This window comes from Siphonobacter aquaeclarae, assembly GCF_900103285.1.
Classification (GTDB): Bacteria; Bacteroidota; Bacteroidia; order Cytophagales; family Spirosomataceae; genus Siphonobacter; species Siphonobacter aquaeclarae.
Map to the genome: position 1 here is coordinate 173,322 of NZ_FNGS01000006.1, position 17,508 is coordinate 190,829.

At 55.4% G+C, this 17,508-nt stretch carries 17 protein-coding genes; 10 read left to right on the top strand and 7 right to left on the bottom strand.

Annotated elements, in window-relative coordinates:
* Nucleotides 1–126: 126 nt before the first annotated feature.
* The 3 genes from BLR09_RS16650 to BLR09_RS16660 all read right to left on the bottom strand — a co-directional run bounded on the left by BLR09_RS16650 (nucleotide 127) and on the right by BLR09_RS16660 (nucleotide 4,611).
* Complete coding sequence (locus BLR09_RS16650; protein ID WP_093204697.1) at nucleotides 127–2,475, bottom strand: bifunctional UDP-N-acetylmuramoyl-tripeptide:D-alanyl-D-alanine ligase/alanine racemase; 2,349 nt, start codon at nucleotides 2,473–2,475, stop codon at nucleotides 127–129.
* Between the two features lie 71 nt (nucleotides 2,476–2,546).
* Nucleotides 2,547–3,623, bottom strand: coding sequence for a magnesium/cobalt transporter CorA (corA, locus tag BLR09_RS16655; RefSeq protein WP_093204700.1), 1,077 nt, complete (start codon nucleotides 3,621–3,623; stop codon nucleotides 2,547–2,549).
* On the bottom strand, nucleotides 3,598–4,611 hold the full coding sequence (locus BLR09_RS16660; RefSeq protein ID WP_093204702.1) for a Gfo/Idh/MocA family protein: 1,014 nt from the start codon (nucleotides 4,609–4,611) through the stop codon (nucleotides 3,598–3,600). Before BLR09_RS16660 ends, corA begins: the two co-directional genes overlap by 26 nt.
* A gap of 230 nt (nucleotides 4,612–4,841) precedes the next feature.
* Here BLR09_RS16660 and msrB point away from each other — a divergent pair, with 230 nt between their 5' ends.
* On the top strand, nucleotides 4,842–5,357 hold the full coding sequence (gene msrB, locus BLR09_RS16665; protein WP_093204705.1) for a peptide-methionine (R)-S-oxide reductase MsrB: 516 nt from the start codon (nucleotides 4,842–4,844) through the stop codon (nucleotides 5,355–5,357).
* Nucleotides 5,358–5,446: 89 nt separating this feature from the next.
* Here msrB and BLR09_RS16670 read toward each other — a convergent pair whose 3' ends face one another.
* The 3 genes from BLR09_RS16670 to BLR09_RS16680 all read right to left on the bottom strand — a co-directional run bounded on the left by BLR09_RS16670 (nucleotide 5,447) and on the right by BLR09_RS16680 (nucleotide 7,639).
* A complete protein-coding gene (locus BLR09_RS16670) occupies nucleotides 5,447–6,163 on the bottom strand; it encodes a YebC/PmpR family DNA-binding transcriptional regulator (protein WP_093204707.1) in 717 nt (238 codons plus the stop codon).
* A gap of 194 nt (nucleotides 6,164–6,357) precedes the next feature.
* Nucleotides 6,358–6,747 (bottom strand): Hsp20/alpha crystallin family protein, encoded by a 390-nt coding sequence (locus tag BLR09_RS16675; RefSeq protein WP_176785579.1) that lies wholly within the window; start codon nucleotides 6,745–6,747, stop codon nucleotides 6,358–6,360.
* A 169-nt stretch (nucleotides 6,748–6,916) separates the two neighbouring features.
* Nucleotides 6,917–7,639: a carboxypeptidase-like regulatory domain-containing protein gene (locus BLR09_RS16680; protein ID WP_093204713.1), complete on the bottom strand. Its 723-nt coding sequence runs from the start codon at nucleotides 7,637–7,639 to the stop codon at nucleotides 6,917–6,919.
* A gap of 134 nt (nucleotides 7,640–7,773) precedes the next feature.
* On the opposite strand from BLR09_RS16680, the gene BLR09_RS16685 reads away from it, so the two are divergent.
* Nucleotides 7,774–8,682, top strand: a complete 909-nt coding sequence (locus BLR09_RS16685) for a phosphatase PAP2 family protein (RefSeq protein ID WP_176785580.1) — start codon at nucleotides 7,774–7,776, stop codon at nucleotides 8,680–8,682.
* 2 nt (nucleotides 8,683–8,684) lie between these two features.
* Here the strand turns inward: BLR09_RS16685 and BLR09_RS16690 are convergent, their stop codons facing one another.
* Nucleotides 8,685–9,260: an outer membrane beta-barrel protein gene (locus BLR09_RS16690; protein ID WP_176785581.1), complete on the bottom strand. Its 576-nt coding sequence runs from the start codon at nucleotides 9,258–9,260 to the stop codon at nucleotides 8,685–8,687.
* Nucleotides 9,261–9,436: 176 nt separating this feature from the next.
* Between BLR09_RS16690 and BLR09_RS16695 the strand changes: the two genes are divergently transcribed.
* From BLR09_RS16695 to BLR09_RS16730, 8 genes are all read left to right on the top strand, one after another.
* Nucleotides 9,437–9,928, top strand: coding sequence for a hypothetical protein (locus BLR09_RS16695; RefSeq protein WP_093204722.1), 492 nt, complete (start codon nucleotides 9,437–9,439; stop codon nucleotides 9,926–9,928).
* On the top strand, nucleotides 9,919–10,155 hold the full coding sequence (locus BLR09_RS16700) for a hypothetical protein (protein ID WP_093204725.1): 237 nt from the start codon (nucleotides 9,919–9,921) through the stop codon (nucleotides 10,153–10,155). The genes BLR09_RS16695 and BLR09_RS16700 overlap by 10 nt, the downstream gene beginning before the upstream one ends.
* A 53-nt stretch (nucleotides 10,156–10,208) precedes the next feature.
* Nucleotides 10,209–12,500, top strand: a complete 2,292-nt coding sequence (locus tag BLR09_RS16705) for a glycosyltransferase family 4 protein (protein WP_093204729.1) — start codon at nucleotides 10,209–10,211, stop codon at nucleotides 12,498–12,500.
* Nucleotides 12,460–13,938 carry a glycoside hydrolase family 130 protein gene (locus BLR09_RS16710; protein ID WP_093204731.1) on the top strand — a complete coding sequence of 493 codons (1,479 nt, stop codon included), beginning with the start codon at nucleotides 12,460–12,462 and terminating at the stop codon, nucleotides 13,936–13,938. The genes BLR09_RS16705 and BLR09_RS16710 overlap by 41 nt, the downstream gene beginning before the upstream one ends.
* Nucleotides 13,939–14,035: 97 nt before the next feature.
* Nucleotides 14,036–14,449, top strand: a complete 414-nt coding sequence (locus BLR09_RS16715; protein WP_093204734.1) for a hypothetical protein — start codon at nucleotides 14,036–14,038, stop codon at nucleotides 14,447–14,449.
* A 133-nt stretch (nucleotides 14,450–14,582) separates the two neighbouring features.
* On the top strand, nucleotides 14,583–15,062 hold the full coding sequence (locus tag BLR09_RS16720) for a MarR family winged helix-turn-helix transcriptional regulator (protein ID WP_093204736.1): 480 nt from the start codon (nucleotides 14,583–14,585) through the stop codon (nucleotides 15,060–15,062).
* A gap of 41 nt (nucleotides 15,063–15,103) precedes the next feature.
* The gene (locus tag BLR09_RS16725; protein ID WP_093204739.1) at nucleotides 15,104–16,429 is read left to right on the top strand and encodes a TolC family protein; all 1,326 of its coding nucleotides are present in this window, start codon (nucleotides 15,104–15,106) and stop codon (nucleotides 16,427–16,429) included.
* Nucleotides 16,430–16,433: 4 nt separating this feature from the next.
* Nucleotides 16,434–17,489, top strand: a complete 1,056-nt coding sequence (locus tag BLR09_RS16730) for an efflux RND transporter periplasmic adaptor subunit (protein ID WP_093204742.1) — start codon at nucleotides 16,434–16,436, stop codon at nucleotides 17,487–17,489.
* The last annotated feature ends 19 nt before the right edge of the window (nucleotides 17,490–17,508 follow it).

Below are 17,508 nucleotides of genomic sequence, written 5' to 3' on the forward strand. Positions count from 1 at the left end.
CACCTCGCGCCTACGAAATTTTTGACTGTTTGGATTTGTGGAATCGAAACCCCGGATAGTACAAAAAAATGGACGGTGTACAGGGAAATGATTGCCCCGCTCACCGTCCGTTTCTGCTAAAATACTTCAGTTTCCTTCCCGGTAGAACACGCGGCGGACCCGCTCGCCTACGCTCGTCAGGATTTCATAGGGAATCGTGCCAATCCAGGCCGCCAGGTCCCGGATAGAGGGGAAATCACCGAAAACGATTACTTCATCGCCTTCGGCACAGGTAATATCCGTGACGTCGACCATCGACATATCCATGCAGATATTGCCGACTACCGGGCATAGCTGCCCGTTGATGAGGACCTTTCCTGTGCCCCGGCTCAGCTTGCGGTCGTACCCGTCGGCATACCCGATGGCGATAGTAGCGATGACGGAATCCCGGGTCAGTACGCCCTTGCGGCCATAACCGACGGTTTCCGTAGCAGGTACCTGCTTGATCTGGGAAATGACGGTTTTGAGGGTACCGACTGTCTTCAGATTCTCCTGATCTTCCGGCAGTACCGCCGTACCATAGAGCCCCTTTCCGAGGCGTACCATGTCAAACCGGGCTTCCGGAAAACGTGCCAAACCCGGTGAGTTGGCCAGGTGCCGGATCGGCCGGTAAGGCAGGTAGCTGATAATCGTATCTGACATACGGGTATACCGCGCGATCTGCTCGCGGGTAAAAGCATCGTGCTGCTCCTCGTCAGCCGCGGCGAGGTGGCTGAAGATACTCGCCACCCGGACTTCCGGATGCGCCTGCAACTGCCCGCCGAGCCATTCCAGGTGTTGATCTTCAAACCCGAGACGGTGCATGCCGGTATCTACCTTAAGGTGAACCGGGAAGACGACAGACTCGTCCTGCCGCGCCAGAAACGAAACCAGCTCGTTCCAGATGCGGGGGCTGTAAATCTCCGGTTCCAGCTGATAATCATATACCTGCTGGAAACTATCCGGAGATACGTTCAGAACGATAATCGGCAGACGGATACCGGCTTTGCGGAGACGTACTCCTTCGTCAGGATAGGCAACCGCCAGGTAGTCGACCCGGTGAAACTGCAGCAGGTTGGCTACTTCTTCAATGCCGGAGCCATAGGCAAAGGCCTTGACCATGACGACTACTTTGGTCTGCCGGCCTATTTTTTCCCGGAAGTAGTTGAGGTTATGGGACAGGGCATCGAGGTTGACTTCGAGTACTGTTCCGTGTGTCCGGAGAGATAGTTTCCGGACGATATCTTCAAAATGAAAGGGCCGCGCGCCTTTGATGAGGACAACGCTGTCGGAAAAATCCGTCGTCCGGTAGCGGTCGAGAAATTCCTCTGTCGTTGCAAAGAACTTCGCCGGAATCGCAAACGCCATCTGGTTGCGCCGCAGGGCATCGCCGATACCAATGAGCTGGTTGACGCCTTTGTCTTTCAGCAACCGGGCGATCTGCCGGTATAGTTCCGCTTCCTCCATACCCGTTTGCAGTACGTCGGAGAGGATGACGACTTTGTGCGGACGCTCCTGCTGGTTGGCCTGAAAATCCAGCGCCATCCGCAATCCGACGAGGTCGTTGTTATAGCTGTCGTCGATCAGGTAGCAGCCGTTGATGCCTTCCTTCAGCTCCAGCCGCATGGATACCGGCCGCAGGGCGTAGATCCGGCGCTGGATTTCTTCGTCCGGCACTCCGAAATGACGCAGTACCGCGATGCAGTGATTCAGGTTTTCCCACCAGGCGTCGCTGATATTCGTCTGTGTGGTAAACGAATGCCAGGGCTGTTTTTTCGACCAGCCGACGATTTGGCAGTCAGGTTTCAGAAAATCGCCTAATTCTTTCGTAATTTCTTCAAAATCAGAACAATAGATAAAAGTATCGACCTGCGTGAAGAGTGCCAGCTTTTCCCGGATCTTCTGCCGGGAATCGGCAAAGGCTTCGTCGTGCGCCGACCCGATATTGGTGAAAATGCCAATGGTAGGCCGGATGACTGCCTCCAGCCGGGCCATTTCGCCCGGTTGGGAAATACCGGCTTCGAAGATACCCAGGGTATCCGCCGGTTGCAGTTGCCAGACCGAAAGCGGTACGCCGATCTGGGAGTTATAGCTCTTCGGGCTTTTGCAAATGACGAAGTCGGGAGCCAGCAGTTGCGCCAGCCATTCCTTGACGATCGTCTTCCCGTTGGAGCCGGTAATGCCGATTACGGGAAGGGAAAACTCCCGGCGATGCGCCGCCGCGACCTCCTGCAAGGCATGTATGGCATTGGGCACGCGGTGAAAAACCGCATCCGGGAAATCGCCGACCGGAAACGCGGCATCTTCCAGGACAAACTCCCGGACACCCTTCCGGTATAGCTCGGCGATGTATTGGTGGCCGTCGTGATGCGGGCCATGAATGGCAAAGAAGGCGGATTCAGCCGGCGCAGAGAGCTGACGGCTGTCGGTAAGCAGGTAACGCGCAGAAATTTTCATGGTACTTGGGGAAAGCAGCCCCGGAAAAGCCGGATATTATCGTCCGGCTGGCGGCAGCAAAGGTAGGGACTTCAGAGCCATTTTTTCCACCGGAACCAAAGCAGCATTCCGATCACCATACAGGCCATCAGCCCGATCGCGAAGGGGTATCCGTAGGTCCAGTGCAGCTCCGGCATAAATTCAAAATTCATGCCATAGATACCGGCGACAAACGTCAGCGGCATGAAGATCACCGATATGATCGTCAATACCTTCATGACATTGTTGAGGCGGTTGCTCATCGTCGAATTGTATAGCTCCAGTAACCCGGTCATCTGCTCTCGGTAGATTTCGACCGTTTCGTTGACCTGATTGACGTGGTCGTACAAATCACGCAGGTAAATTTCAGTAGTAGGGGAGATAAGGGTACTCGCCGACCGGGGCGCTTCCCGGGCCATTGCCAGGAGGATTTCCCGCAGCGGGGCGACGGTCTTCCGCATAATCGTCAGTTCCCGCTTGACGGTATAAATCTGACTCACATGCTTTTGCTGGGCATCGCGGAAAAGGGCTTCTTCCAGTTCTTCCAGGTTCTCGCCAATGGCATCCAATACCCGGAAATACTGATCGACCACAAGGTCGGTAATGGCGTACAGGAGGTAATCGGTGCCGTTTTGGCGGGTTTTTCCTGCGCCGGCCTCGATCCGCTTCCGGATAACTTCGAAAATATCGCGGTCCCGTTCTTCCTGAAACGACAGCAGCCAGGTCGGACCGAGAACCAGCGCGACGTGCTCCGGCTCCACTTCCCGTGTGTACGGGTTGTATTCGAGCCATTTGAGGACGAGAAACAGGACATTATCCCCGAAAAAATCAAATTTGGGTTTTTGGAGGGTATTCAGGATATCTTCCAGCAACAGCGGGTGTAATCCGTATTCTTTACCGATGGCGCCGATCAGTTCAGGCTGGTGAAGCCCGTCGACATTCAGCCAGGTATTGACACCCGGCTGCACAGCGGCAAGGCAATCGCCCGAATGCCGGACCGCCGATTGCCGCTGGAAGTCAGCGTTGAATTCAATTTTAGTGATGCGGGTCCGGCTTTCAATAGCCGGCCCCACGTATTGAAGGGTACCGGGAGAAGCCCCGAGGTTACCCCGCTTGATTTTTTTCGACATGGAGTATAGATGGAAGCGTTACGATCGCTTCGGCTTGTCCGCTGGATAACGCCCGCTGAATGGCTTCAATGATACGAATATCCTGCAAACCTTCGGCTCCGGAAAAAGAAACCGGCGTATTTTCCCGGAGACTGACGGCGATTTCGTCGTACAGCAGCCGAATCGGATTTTCTGCCGCGAAAGAGGGGACAGGCGTACTGGCCGACAGCGAAAAGCCTTCATAACCAAAAGGCTCGTGTACTTCTATCCATTGCCCGGCGGCAGTAACCCGGCAGATTTGCCGCTCAAACGAGTAGCCCGTGAACGACGACGCCACCGCTCCCGAAGGAAAGCGCAGCTGCCAGAGGATGGTTTCTGCTATTTCCGGAAACCGGGCAGGATCTGTTTTGACGCTTTGAGCCGTAACGGAAAGGGGCTCCTCGCCGGTCAGGTACCGGGCCGCCTGAATGGCATAGATACCGATGTCCAGCAGCGGACCGCCGCCGGTGGGATGAAGGCGGGACGTTTCGTCTGACTGAAGGCAGCGGGCGTAGCCGGTTTCGAGAAACGAGACCGGCGGGCCTTGGCGAAGGAAATCACGCGCCTGTTGGTGATGCGGTTCGAGGTGAAGACGATAGGAGACGAAGAGGCGAACGCCGACTTCTTCACAGGCGGCGATCATACGGAGGCACTCGTCGACTGTCGGGGCCATCGGTTTCTCCACCAGCACATGCTTGCCGGCGCGGGCGGCCTGTTCCACCCATTCCAGGTGTGTGGCGTTCGGCGTCACGATATGGACGACGTCGACTTCGGGGTATTCCGACAACTTTGAAAATTCGCTGTAATCCAGGCAGATATCGAGGTGATATTTCTGTTTCCAGGTGCTCCGGGCGTCCGGGTTGTCGCTCACGACGCCGACCAGGCGGCAATGTTCGCTTTCTTCAAGCGCCCGCCCGAGCTGCTCATGCGCGAAATCACCCAGCCCGACTAATATGATACCAACTGACATAGGAAGAGGTTTTTTTAAGGGCTATAAGCTTTAGGCAATAGGCTGTAAGCCGGCGGCTATAAGTATTTTAGCTATAGGTGTAAGCATTAAGCACGTGAAGGAGGCTCATCGCCTATAGCTTACAGCCTAAAGCTTATAGCCCCAAAAAATGAAATGCCAGTTAAATTTGATACCTGTGCGAACATGGCACACCCAAAAACCGTTGGTATCAGGGTAAACAGATCCACACGATGAAAACCACTCTCCTCAGTTTCGCTCTGTTCCTATCGGCCTGCCTGACAGCAGGTTGCCAAACGCAAACCCAGCAAAAACCAGTGAAGAATCCCTATTATTCCCGAACCGATACCGGCAAGCTCAACGTGTCTGACGCCGAATGGAAGAAAATTCTGCCGCCGGAAGTCTATGCCGTCGCGCGTGAAAAAGCGACGGAATGGGCTTTTCGGGGTAAATACTGGAATTTCATGGGGAAAGGCACGTATTACTGTGCAGCCTGCGGCAATAAGCTGTTCCGGTCGGACGCGAAGTTTGCCAGTACCTGTGGCTGGCCGAGCTTCTTTGAAACGGCGTATAAAAACAGCGTGATTTACCAGGCAGATCACTCTCACAACATGGAGCGAGAGGAGGTACTTTGCGGACGCTGCGGTGCGCACCTCGGCCACCTGTTCGACGACGGTCCCGCTCCGACGCACAAGCGTTACTGCATGAATTCCATCGTTCTCGATTTCGAGCCGGATGTGAAGCAGTAGCAGAGGGCATGGGGCAGAGGGCCGTTTCGGGTATCCCGCGCCATGCCCTCTGCCCCATGCAAAAAAAGCTGCCGAAAGGCAGCTTTTTTCTATCGCATATTATGGTAGACGTTCTGTACGTCGTCGTCTTCCTCGATCCGTTCGATGAGCTTGTCGACTTCGGCGGCCTGGTCTTCGGGAAGTTCCTTGGTATCGTTCGGAATCCGCTCGAAGTCGGCGCCCTGGATTTCGAAACCGTTGTCTTCCAGGTATTTCTGAATGGCGCCGAATGAGGTGAAATCGCCGTAGATGTTGATCTGGTTGGATTCCGGGTCGAGGAAAATTTCTTCCACGCCGAAATCGATCAGTTCGAGTTCGAGCTCTTCCAGGTCGAGGCCGTCTTTGGCCGCGATTTTAAAAACAGACTTCCGTTCGAAGATAAAATCGAGCATACCCGAAGTTCCGAGGCTACCGCCGAGCTTGTTGAAATAGCTGCGGATGTTGGCAACGGAGCGGTTGGTGTTGTCGGTCGTGCATTCGATCAGAACCGCGATGCCGTGCGGGCCGTAGCCTTCGTACACCACTTCTTTATAGTCTTCCTGATCCTTCGCGGAGGCCCGCTTGATGGCCCGGTCGACGTTCTCTTTCGGCATATTGGCCGCTTTCGCGTTCTGGATCAGCGCGCGGAGGCGGGAGTTGGAGTTGGGATCCGAGCCGCCGGCTTTCGTCGCGAGCGTAATATCCTTCCCGATGCGGGTGAAGGTTTTGGCCATCTGGCCCCAACGTTTGAATTTGCGGGCTTTTCGGAATTCAAAAGCTCTTCCCATACGAAATGTTTCAGTGATGTTTGAGGGAAGGAAGGGCGGGTACAGGACCCGGTTGGGAGGAGCGCCCTTCCGACAATTTCTGCAAAAATACATAACTCGTCAGAGGAACGAAAGCGGATACAAAAAACGGGCGGCTCCGTGAAGCCGCCCGCTGCCTGTATGGATGCATCCCGCCGAAAGAAACGCCCGGGACCTTAATCGTCCAGATCGACGTGCCGGTGATAGCCGCCGTCGGTGTGGAAAGGCAGAAATACCCGCCAGCGTCCGTCCCGGTACCGGGCGGAAATGTGTTCCACGTCGACGTCCACCGGAATCTCCAGATTACCTACCGTAAACGGAAGGAAGCTTTCTTCTTCGGCGGCGTCCTCCCGCAGGACGGGGTACAGGGTATACAACCACAGTTGCCCGTCTTCGATATCTACCTGTAGTTCATCCGGTTCTACACCGGGCATTTTCACGAATACTTCGTACCCTGCCTCACCCCGGTTGACTGATACCGTCGATTCGGTCCGGCCCCCGTTCAGCGTATTCGCAAGATCGATGTTGGCGAGGATTTCTTTCGGAATTGAGATGTTAGGTTTCATGGCTTTTGGCATTTACACGGGATTGATCCAAAAACCCAAACCAGGTTTACTGGTCAGACAAAATGACAGAATAGTGTGGATTTTCTTGCGCAGCTACTGTCTTTTTGGCGGGGAATGGGTATAAAAAAACCGGCTCAGGGCCGGTTTAAAAGGTCTTTTGAGGTAGAGGTTAGTTGCCGCGCTGCTGCCGGATATACGAATCGCGGTTGGTATTGAGCGTCGGCGTATCCTTGTAGAGCTCCTTCCAGGAATTGTCTTTCAGCTTGCCATCCTTGACCGACTTGATGAAGCTGGCCCAGGCGAAGGGATTGAAAAACGGGATGGTATTGGCGAAGCCCTTGTTCGTGTTGTAGTTCTGAATCTGATCCTGCGACATGCGGAAGCCGGTATTGATACCGTCACCCTGTTGGATAGCCATTTTCCGGATGTAATCGGGATCGGTATTGCGGGCCAGGGCCTCACGTTCGCGGGCATCCGGAAGGGTCATCGAGAGAAACTCCTTCTTGAACTCGTCGAAATTCCGGAACGGATAAATCTTGACCTCGCGCAGGGTAACAGCATCTTCCCGCAATTCAATTTTCGCAGAAAGGGATGCTTCGCGGAAATCCCTGGGAATTACAAAGTACTGCCGTTTGTAACCTGTATAGGAGAAGACGAGGCTGTCTCCCGGAAGAACGGGCATGCTGAAATAGCCGTTGTTACTGGTGGCTGTCCCGCGGCCGGCATTCGCAATGAAAATATGCGCACCCGGCAGAATTTCGGCCTGCTTGCCGCCCACAACAACCCCTGAAAACTTGATGGATTTCGATTCTCCCTGCGCCCAAACCTCCTGACCGGAGAGGGCACCTCCCAGGAAAAGCCCGGAAATCAATATGATAAACTTTTTTGTCATGCGGTGTCGGTACGATTACCTTCGGCAAACGATGCACATAGCAAAAGTATTGCTTTTCGGCGACTAATCCCGCCTTCTGACTAATTTTAGGAATGCAAATACAGTCGGCGCTAACCCGGTCAGGAAAATCCCGGATGGCCATTTCCCCCGTTTTATTACTCTTTTTTCTGATTCTGAAGGCCTTGCCCGTTGCGGCGCAGGAGGCTGACTCGCTCCATACAGCTGTAGCAACTGTATCGCCGGATACAGCTGCCGCGGGAAAAGCCATTCCGGATACGGCGCGTATTTCGGCCGACTCAGCGCGGCTGTACCATCCCGTCAAACCGGACTGGCCCTATGTCAAAAGCTATTGGTACGATACGAAGACGGTCGTCACCCGTCCGTTTCACTGGAAGGCAAAAGACTGGACAAAAGCAGGGGTTGTACTCGGCGTCGCGGCGCTGTCATACGCCTTTGCCGATCAGCGTATCCAGCGGTTTTCGCAGGAACATAAGTCGCCGTTTACCAACACGGTTTCAGAGATCGTCGATCCGCTCGGAAACGGGCGCTACCTCTGGATTACGTCCGGGGTGGTTTTCCTGCATGGACAGTTGTTTCATAACGAGAAAACGACGCGCGTAGGCTTGCTCATTCTCGAAAGCCAGCTGATCAACGGCGTCATCGGGCAGGTAATCAAGCTCGGCGCAGGGCGCAGACGTCCGTGGGACGGCGCCACGGCGCACGAATGGGCCGGTCCTCAGTACCCGCCGTTTCACTCCTTCCCCTCGGGTCATGCTCAGACGGCCTTTGCGCTTGCGACCGTCATCGCCGAGGAGTTCAAGGACGTGAAGGCGGTGCCGATTATTTCCTATTCCCTGGCGACGCTCACGTGTCTGTCGCGGCTCAATGCCAACGCCCACTGGTTTTCCGACCTGCTCGTAGGGGCGGCGATGGGCCATTTCATCTCCAAAACCATTGTCAAACAGCACCTCGTTCGTCCGAAAACGAAAAAGCCGAAAGTCGAGTTGACTTTCGGCGTTCAGGGAGCTACGCTGACGTTCTGAGACTACTTCTCCCGGTAAAAATTATAAATCACCGACACCTGGATCGCCTGGTTGTAATACTTGGCGCCGGGGTCGGAGGTAATGACGTTGTTGAAGCCGCGGCTATACCGGATGCCGAGACTGACTTTGTCCAGCATGTCCATGAAATCATACCGGATACCGGCGGTGTAGCCATAATCGATGTTGTTGTCCGGACCTTTCGGATTGCCGGAAGGTCCATTCAGGGCATAGGCAAATTCCGGTCCGGCTTCGAGGGTAAGGCCTTCGGTGAGGATGTAGCCGACTACCGGCGTTGCCGTCGCATAGTAGAATGAATTGCGGACGAGGGAAGTACGGGTCTTAACCGCCCCGCCCCGCTGGGTAAGAACTACCTCAGGCTGAATCACAAATTTGTTGATCCGGTGACGGTAAAACGCGCCGATATGCAACCCGGAATTAAACTTGGTGATATAGTCTTCTTTCGGCGTGCGAATGGTATAGCCGGATGTCAGTCCGCCTTTCAAACCGAAATGCGATTTGAGGTGCAGTACCTGTGCCGAAGCAACGGTTGCGGATAAGCTACTGAGTATAAGGAACAAAAGGGGGGTAAGTCGTCGAAGCATCGGCCGGTACATGATCTTATTTCGGGTGCAAATCAAAGGCAAAACGAGCAGACCGTCAAATAATGTATACGATGGACTGCTTTCCTGCTGCGGTTGGCGGCATGCTGGCCCTGTTTTTTGACGGATGCCGGCGTACGTAATCAAACGCCAGCATGAGTAACGAAACGGAAGATTGGCTCCGGCGACTGGCCGGAGAAAGCGGCTTTCATCCAGAAACCGTACAACTGCTTTGGGAAGGTCTCCGGCGTACCGGCGGAGGCCAGGTGCAATTCAACATTCCCGAACTCGGCGGCCCCGGCCAATGGCAGCGGGGTATGCTGATGATCTCTGATTGGAATAATCACGCACTCAAAGGCCGGCTGTCTACCCTGCTGGACACGCTGTCGTCCCGGGCGTCGGTTCCGGAATCGTCGCTGCCGGAAGAGTCCGGCGAAGGCTGGCGCGGCCGGCAGAACGATACGGAGTATGTCTTCTATCCATCCCGCCACCTGCTTATCCTCAATAACAAAAAGGCCTACGATACCCGCGCCTACCAGGTGTACGGCTTCGGGCAGAGCCAGCAAAACGGCCGGCAGGAGCTGACGCTGCAGACAAATAAGGGAGAAATATCCATCCACGCTTTACCCGAAACAACATGGCCATAACCGACGAAGATTGGGAAGACCTCACCCCGGAAGAAGAAACGGACGAGCTTCTCCCGGAAGAAGTACTTCCGGAAGACGAAGAAACCGAAGAAGACCTGTCCCGGATAGTACCCGGTACCGACGAACTCGATGAAATTGAGCAACTTACCACGCAGGAACAGGGTATTTCGAAGCCGCATCCGTCGACCGGTACCTACGGCGAAAACCCCCTGACCAACACGCACTGAGCCGGGTTGGTATCGATTTTTTGGGGTAAAGGGAAACGATCAACCCAACGGATATGAACCAGTCCCTTTCCCCATCCGCTCCGGTGGCCAGGGTGGCTTTTCTCGGTAATTACATGCCCCGGCAATGCGGCATCGCTACGTTTACGACGCACCTCCGGACGCATTTCCAGCAACGGTTTCCGGAGTCGGAATCCTTTGTGGTAGCCGTAGAAGACCACCCTGGCGCCTATGATTATCCGGCGGAAGTCCGCTATACTTTTTCGCAGGAAAACCGCCGGGAATATGCACAGGCGGCCCGATACCTCAATGAATCGGGCGCCGAGGTAGTTTCCATCCAGCACGAGTATGGCATCTATGGAGGTGAGTCGGGACGCTGTCTGCTGGACCTGGTCGGCCGGTTGACGGTACCCGTCGTGACGACGTTCCATACCGTTCTCGAACATCCGTCCGCCACGCAGGAACAGGTGATGCGGGAGCTCGCAGCGCTGTCGGCCCGTGTGGTAGTGATGTCCGAAAAGGGGCGTTTTTTCCTCGAAGAAGTATACGGGATTGAAACCGGGAAAATAGCCGTCATTCCACACGGTATCCCGGATGTAGCTTTTTTGAATCCCGAGACAGTGAAGCCGGCGTTCGGACTGGACGGCCGGAAAGTCGTACTCACCTTTGGCCTGATTTCACCCAATAAAGGTATCGAAACGGCGATTGCGGCGCTTCCCGCTGTTGTGGAGAAACACCCCGAGCTGATGTATGTGGTACTGGGGGCAACGCACCCGAACCTCGTTCGCGAACAGGGCGAGGCCTACCGGGAGGAACTCATCCGGCTGGCAACGGAGCTGGGTGTCGGCAACCATGTCCGGTTTGAAAACCAGTTTGTCAGTCAGGAACGGCTGATCGACTACCTGCAAATGGCGGATGTCTATCTTACGCCGTACCTGAATCAGGCACAAATCACTTCAGGAACGCTTGCATACTCGGTTGGTTGCGGAAAAGCCGTCGTCTCAACACCTTACTGGCATGCAGAAGAACTCCTTGCCGACGGCCGGGGCGTACTCGTGCCCTTCCGCTCCGAAACAGCGGTATCGGCGGCGTTGATCCACTTATTTGACGACCCCGCCTACCGTCAGGAACTGCGTGAAAAGGCCTATGCCTATTCCAGACCTATGGTATGGAGCGAGACGGTAGACCAATACCGGCGGCTATTTTCAAACGCCGTCCCCCGGGATGTGGCGTCTATTCCGGACGCCCTGCCGCCCTTGAAGCTCGACCATCTTTTCCGCCTTACCGATTCCACCGGCATACTTCAGCATGCCCGCTACACGCTTCCGCACCGGGAGGAGGGTTATTGCACCGACGATACTGCCCGGGCGCTGTTGCTGCTGTCGTGGCTGGATGCCGACGGAGAAATCGTCGACGCCCGGATTCCCTGGATGATCGACAGCTACGCATCTTTCCTCAATCACGCCTTTTTACCGCAAACGGGTCGCTTCCGGAATTTCATGTCATATGGCCGGGAATGGCTCGAAACCACCGGCTCAGACGACAGTCACGGGCGGGCGCTCTGGGCGGTAGGCGGGCTCCTGGCCCGTACCCGCCGGTCTGATCTGCGCAACTGGGCGCGGGACCTGTTTCACCGCGGGCTACCGGTCGTGCTGGCCATGCACTCGCCCCGCGCCTGGGCCTTTACCATGCTTGGCATCACCGAGTATCTCCACCGGTATCCGGGTGAGGTCGAAATCCGGAAGACGCGCACGGAGCTGGGCAATCGCCTTTGCGGACTTTTCCGGCAGGCGGCGCGCCCGCACTGGCATTGGTTTGAGCCGGTTTTAAGCTATGACAACGCCCGGTTGCCGCAGGCACTTTTGTGCAGCGACCAGCCTGATCACCAGGAACTGGGCCTGCATACGCTTGAATGGCTGCGGGATATTCAGACGGCGCCGGAGGGACATTTCCGGCCGGTGGGTTCCGACGGGGTTTTCGTTCCCGGACAGGCGCCGGCATTGTTCGATCAGCAACCGCTGGAGGCCGCCGCTTCGGTCGGTGCATACCTGGCTGCTTTTGCCTATTCCGGACAGGATTTGTGGCGGGAGGCGGCGGTAACGGCCTTTCAATGGTACCTGGGGCGGAACGACACCGGCCTCTGCGTATATGATGAAGTGTCGGGTGGATGCTATGATGGGCTGCAACCGGGTTCGGTCAACCTCAATCAGGGAGCAGAGTCCTGTCTTTCCTACCTGATGGCCCGCTCAGAGATTCGCGCGGTGCCTTTTTTTTCTTCCGTAAAACCGATTTCCCACATTGTTGCCAATGGTACAGACAGAGCGTTATCCCCTGACCATTCATCCTGACCCGCGACGGGTACTCTTCCGGCCCTTTCACCTGGGTCCGGAGCGTACCGCCCGTATTCTCGACCGGCTGTTTCAATTGAATGAAGAGGAAGTCCGGCGTGAACTTGGTACTGTTTTTCAGGAATTCAAATACCGGCATCAGGCTGTCGAAGAGTATCTCGAGCGGAGGGCGCTAGAGATACTCGGAGCGGCGGATGTCGACCCGGTAGGACTCTCCCGCGAGCGTCAGCTGCTGGCCGGCGCGTATTTTACCCATGAATATGCACTCGAAGCGGCCGCCCTGTTCAACCCGTCGATCGTCTGGCATCCCGACCAGAGCGGTATGCCGGAAGGCTGCCGCCGGTTTGTGATCAGTCTCCGGGCAACGGGGGAAGGGCATATCTCTTCCGTCGAATTTCGTTCAGGTTTTGTAGATGGCGAAGCACAGATCTGGCTTGATTCTTACTCCCGGTACGTCACGCCGCCCGACCAATATGCGGAAGGGTTGTTGAGCAAAGCGGTTTTTCTCCGGAAAGTACATGAGCTGGGTATGGACGATGGTTTTGCCGGAAGTCTTTCGGCAGCCCTGCCGGAGCAGATCGGGTATACTGAAGCGGCCGCCATCATCCGGGCGCATGAAGGGTATGCTTCGCACAAAGTAGCGGCCGACAGTATCCTGGGGCTTCTGAAAGCCAATTACGAGATTAGCTATAAGACCGATCGCGCCCTGAGCGAGCGCATTCTGTTTCCCTATTCTCCCAATGAGATGAACGGAATGGAAGACGCGCGCTTCGTCGCCTTTACTGACGCCGCCGGAGCGGTCACCTATTACGCTACCTATACCGCCTATAATGGCCGGGTTATTTTTCCGCAACTGCTTGAAACAGAGGATTTTCTTCGTTTTCGGGTACGCACGCTTACGGGCGACGTCGTCCGGAACAAAGGCATGGCGCTTTTTCCCCGGAAAGTAGCCGGGAAGTACCGCATGCTCGGACGGCAGGACGGCGAGAATATTTACCTCATGGATTCCGACGACCTGTATTTCTGGCACAGCAGCAACCTGCTCATGGCGCCGGAATATCCCTGGGAGTTCGTTCAGTTGGGTAATTGCGGGTCGCCGATCGAAACGCCGGAAGGGTGGCTGGTACTGAGCCACGGCGTCGGAGCGATGCGGAAATACTGCATCGGCGCTTTTTTGCTGGACCTCGAGGATCCGTCCCGGGTACTCGCCCGATTGCCCTATCCGCTGATTACCCCGCTCGAGGAAGAGCGGGAGGGGTATGTGCCGAATGTGGTCTACACCTGCGGAGCGTTGCTGCATGCCGGAAAAGTGATCATTCCGTATGCCATGTCGGATTACTCCACAGGCTTTGCGCGGGTGCTGCTCGACGACCTGCTCGGGGCGCTTCTCAAAGAGGGAAAAGTGGAGAATAACCTGCACACATCCAGCTACTTATGAGGTATTGATTCCCGCTGTTTCCCCGGAAAAAAGACGGGAACTGCGAGGCATGATTTTTGTGTGTTCAACAGGTACCGCCTTTTAAACCCGCCTTACCATGACGCACGATTTCCACGGAATGCTCTCGGCCGTTGGCCAGGTCGTCCGGGCTGCCAAAGCCTGTCAGCCCAATTATGCTCATTTGCTCCTTCAAATTCAGGTTCCGCGGCTGAAGGACCGGTTCGTCTGGATCAACAGCGAAAACCGGCACCTGTCCGACGAACTGGATGTGTATACCCGCCAATACGGCTCTTCTGCCGTGGAGGCTGGTGAAATTGCCGGTGAGTCGCTCGGCTGGGACGATGAACTGGCGCTTTGCGAGCGACAGACCCGCTCCCTGCTCGAAGCCTGTGAATCGGTACTCCGGCATCAGTGCCTGAATCTTTTTCCGGAATTGTTCCAGCATATGACGCGGCGCAGGGATTTCGTCCGCGAAAACCTCCGCTGGCTTCAGAACCTGCGGGCTGCCTGACAGCGTCTGCCGCCACAGATCTATCCGCTCCGCCTGCCGAGGCAGGTATCCCGCCGACTGTTTACGGACAGTCGGCTTAATTTTTATACAAACGGAATCGTTGATATGTAAACCAGTTTATACCTTTGTTGCCATGAACCAGACAACCGACAAATTCAGTCTCCTTGATCAGACCGCGTACCAGCGCCTGAGCCGGCTCTCGATTTTCGTGATCCTGCACATGACGCACCTGCTGGCGAGGCATGTCAACCGGGAACTGCTGAAGATGGGATACACCCTTCAGGTAGAGCAGATCCGGATGCTGATCGTCATTTTTTTCATGAAGGAATCTCCGTCGCAACAGGAAATTGCCGACTTTCTTCAGCGAAACAAAGCTGGTATTCAGCGCTCTGTGAAGACATTGGAGCGGGATGGATACCTGCGGGTGACAGCCGACGCCACCGACAAGCGGAAGAACCTCGTCTTCCTCTCACCGGCGGGTAAAATGGTCGTAGAGCGTGCGCTGGAATCCATGGAAAAAATCGACGAGGAAATCCGGAGCCACCTCACCGACGAAGAAATGAATACCATGATGCAGGTACGGCAGAAGATCGTCAACCTGATGTCGGAGTAAATCCGTTTACGTGTAAACTATTGATGTGTCAACTAACTCCCATGAAAATCCAACAACTCCTATGTGCGTTTCTGCTGGTTCCCCTCTGGGCACAGGGGCAAACCAACTGGACGCTCAAACAATGCATTGAATACGGTCTCGGTAACTACGGGACAGTGAAAGTAGCCCGTTATCAGCGGGAACTGGCGGACCAGCAGGCGCGGCAGGCGCTGGCATCTTACCTGCCGCAGGTAAACGGCGTGGGTACGATCGATGACAACATCAAGCTGCAATCGACCCTGATTCCGGCGGGATTCATCAGTCCGGAGCCCAAGCGACTTGCCCTAGGCAGTAAGTACACCACCAGCGTCTCGGCCTCCGCCGATCAGGTAATCTTCGATAAGTCGCTGCTGATGGGAATCAAGGCCAACGAGCCGAACAAGCTGAAGGCGGAGCAGGGCGAGCAGCAAACGCGGGAGAAGATCATTTACAACGTGGCGAATGCCTATTACCAGGTATTTGTGGCCCAGGAGCAGATTCGCCTGCTGAAAGATAACATGGCCCGCACCGCTCAGGTACTGGAGATCCTGAAACTACAGCGGGATAACGGCGTCATTCAGCCGGTAGACCACGACCGCACCCAGGTCAGCTACAACAATACCCAATCCCAGCTGACAGTAGCCGAAAACACCTATAACCTGGCGCTGAACAAGCTCAAATTCCAGATGGGCATGGCGCAGGAGCAGCCGCTGGCGCTCTCGGATACCCTGCTGCGCGTCGGCGCGCCGGTACCGGTAGCCGCCACGTTCGACGCCCGTAACCTCATTGACTACAAAATTCAGGAAACAAACCTGGAGCTTCAGCGTATCGATCAGAAGCGTATTCAGGCGGGGTATCTGCCGCGCGTGAGCATCAATGCCCGTTACGGGACAATGGCCCTGGGCAACGACTACTGGCAATCGGTCAGCCTGTTTACCGGTTTCGGTGGGTTTCAACTGAAGGTACAGCTGCCGATTTTCGACGGATTTTCGCGCAGCGCGCAGATCCAGCAGTCGAAACTCAATATCCGGACACTGGAGGAACAGCAGCGGATCAACGCCGCTTCGTACCAGCTTCAGTACAACAATGCGCTGTCCCAGATGGAGAAAACGCGCGGATCGCTGGCAAACGACGACCGCAACGTGCAACTCGCCCGGCAGGTTTACGAAGTCACGACGCTGCAATACAAGCAGGGTACCAAGCCCTTGACCGACCTCATCAATGCGGAGAACTCTTACCGCGAGGCGCAGGCCAACTACATCAATTCACTTATCGGTTTTTACCAGGCGCAACTCGACCGGGAGCAGTCGCAGGGTAGTCTTCAGAACTTTTACCAACAATTACAATAGCCCCATGAAACGATCCACTATCCTCGTTACTGTCGCACTGCTGGGCATCGCCGCACTCATCGGCATAAAGCTTTCTTCCAACAAAAAGAAAATCGACGAAAAGAATAAGCTTCCCGCCAATACCACCGTCCGGATTCCGGTGACGGTAGCCGCGGTAGAAGAAGGAGACGTAGCTACGCAGCTCGTCAAAACCGGAAACCTGATTCCCTACCGCGAAGCCGACATCACTGCGGCGGCGGCGGGAAAAGTTACGAAAGTGAATTTTGAACTGGGATCGTCTGTCCGCCAGGGCGGTACGCTCGTGGAAGTAGACAGCAAGCTGAAGGAGCTGTCCCTGGAAGCTACGCAGCTGAATGTCGAAAAGCTGCGCAAGGACGTCGGCCGGTACAGTACCCTGTATGCCGGAAACGCAACGACCGAAATCCAGGTAAACGAAACCAAATACAACTTCGATAACGCCCAGAACCAGGCGGCCCAGATCAAAAAGCAGATCGAAGATACCTATGTCCGGGCGCCGATCAGCGGGCGTATTGTCAAGAAGAATATTGAGCCGGGAGAATTTGTCAATCTCGGTACGGTCATGGGTACTATTCTGGACATTTCGCGCCTGAAGGTGCAGGTACTGGTGAATGAAAAAGACGTGTATAGTCTGCATGAAGGTCAGTCGGTCAACGTAACGACGGATGTATTTCCGGACAAGTCATTCACCGGACAGATTACCTATGTGGCTCCGCAGGGAAATGACGAACACAATTATCCGGTAGAAATCACGATCCAGAACGGTAATGTCCTGAAAGCCGGGACGTTTGTCCGCGTAGACTTCTCCCGGAAAAGCAACCAGCGGGCGCTCCAGATTCCGCGTATCGCGCTGGTGGAAAGTCTGAAGAATCCCTATGTCTACGTCGTGGAAGGCTCCGCGGTGAAGCAACGGAAAATCACGGTGGGCCGCGAATTCGGCGACCAGATTGAAGTACTCGGCGGCCTGTCCGCCGGCGAGAAAGTCGTCACGACGGGGCAGATCAACCTCAGCGAAGGGATTCAGGTACAGGTAACCAAATAAGTTCGGCTCCGGCAGAACA

Coding starts and splice junctions, on each gene's coding strand:
- BLR09_RS16650 (WP_093204697.1), bottom strand. CDS start 2,475: ATGAAAATTTCTGCGCGTTACCTGCTTACCGACAGCCGTCAGCTCTCT.
- corA (WP_093204700.1), bottom strand. CDS start 3,623: ATGTCGAAAAAAATCAAGCGGGGTAACCTCGGGGCTTCTCCCGGTACC.
- BLR09_RS16660 (WP_093204702.1), bottom strand. CDS start 4,611: ATGTCAGTTGGTATCATATTAGTCGGGCTGGGTGATTTCGCGCATGAG.
- msrB (WP_093204705.1), top strand. CDS start 4,842: ATGAAAACCACTCTCCTCAGTTTCGCTCTGTTCCTATCGGCCTGCCTG.
- BLR09_RS16670 (WP_093204707.1), bottom strand. CDS start 6,163: ATGGGAAGAGCTTTTGAATTCCGAAAAGCCCGCAAATTCAAACGTTGG.
- BLR09_RS16675 (WP_176785579.1), bottom strand. CDS start 6,747: ATGAAACCTAACATCTCAATTCCGAAAGAAATCCTCGCCAACATCGAT.
- BLR09_RS16680 (WP_093204713.1), bottom strand. CDS start 7,639: ATGACAAAAAAGTTTATCATATTGATTTCCGGGCTTTTCCTGGGAGGT.
- BLR09_RS16685 (WP_176785580.1), top strand. CDS start 7,774: ATGGCCATTTCCCCCGTTTTATTACTCTTTTTTCTGATTCTGAAGGCC.
- BLR09_RS16695 (WP_093204722.1), top strand. CDS start 9,437: ATGAGTAACGAAACGGAAGATTGGCTCCGGCGACTGGCCGGAGAAAGC.
- BLR09_RS16700 (WP_093204725.1), top strand. CDS start 9,919: ATGGCCATAACCGACGAAGATTGGGAAGACCTCACCCCGGAAGAAGAA.
- BLR09_RS16705 (WP_093204729.1), top strand. CDS start 10,209: ATGAACCAGTCCCTTTCCCCATCCGCTCCGGTGGCCAGGGTGGCTTTT.
- BLR09_RS16710 (WP_093204731.1), top strand. CDS start 12,460: ATGGTACAGACAGAGCGTTATCCCCTGACCATTCATCCTGACCCGCGA.
- BLR09_RS16715 (WP_093204734.1), top strand. CDS start 14,036: ATGACGCACGATTTCCACGGAATGCTCTCGGCCGTTGGCCAGGTCGTC.
- BLR09_RS16720 (WP_093204736.1), top strand. CDS start 14,583: ATGAACCAGACAACCGACAAATTCAGTCTCCTTGATCAGACCGCGTAC.
- BLR09_RS16725 (WP_093204739.1), top strand. CDS start 15,104: ATGAAAATCCAACAACTCCTATGTGCGTTTCTGCTGGTTCCCCTCTGG.
- BLR09_RS16730 (WP_093204742.1), top strand. CDS start 16,434: ATGAAACGATCCACTATCCTCGTTACTGTCGCACTGCTGGGCATCGCC.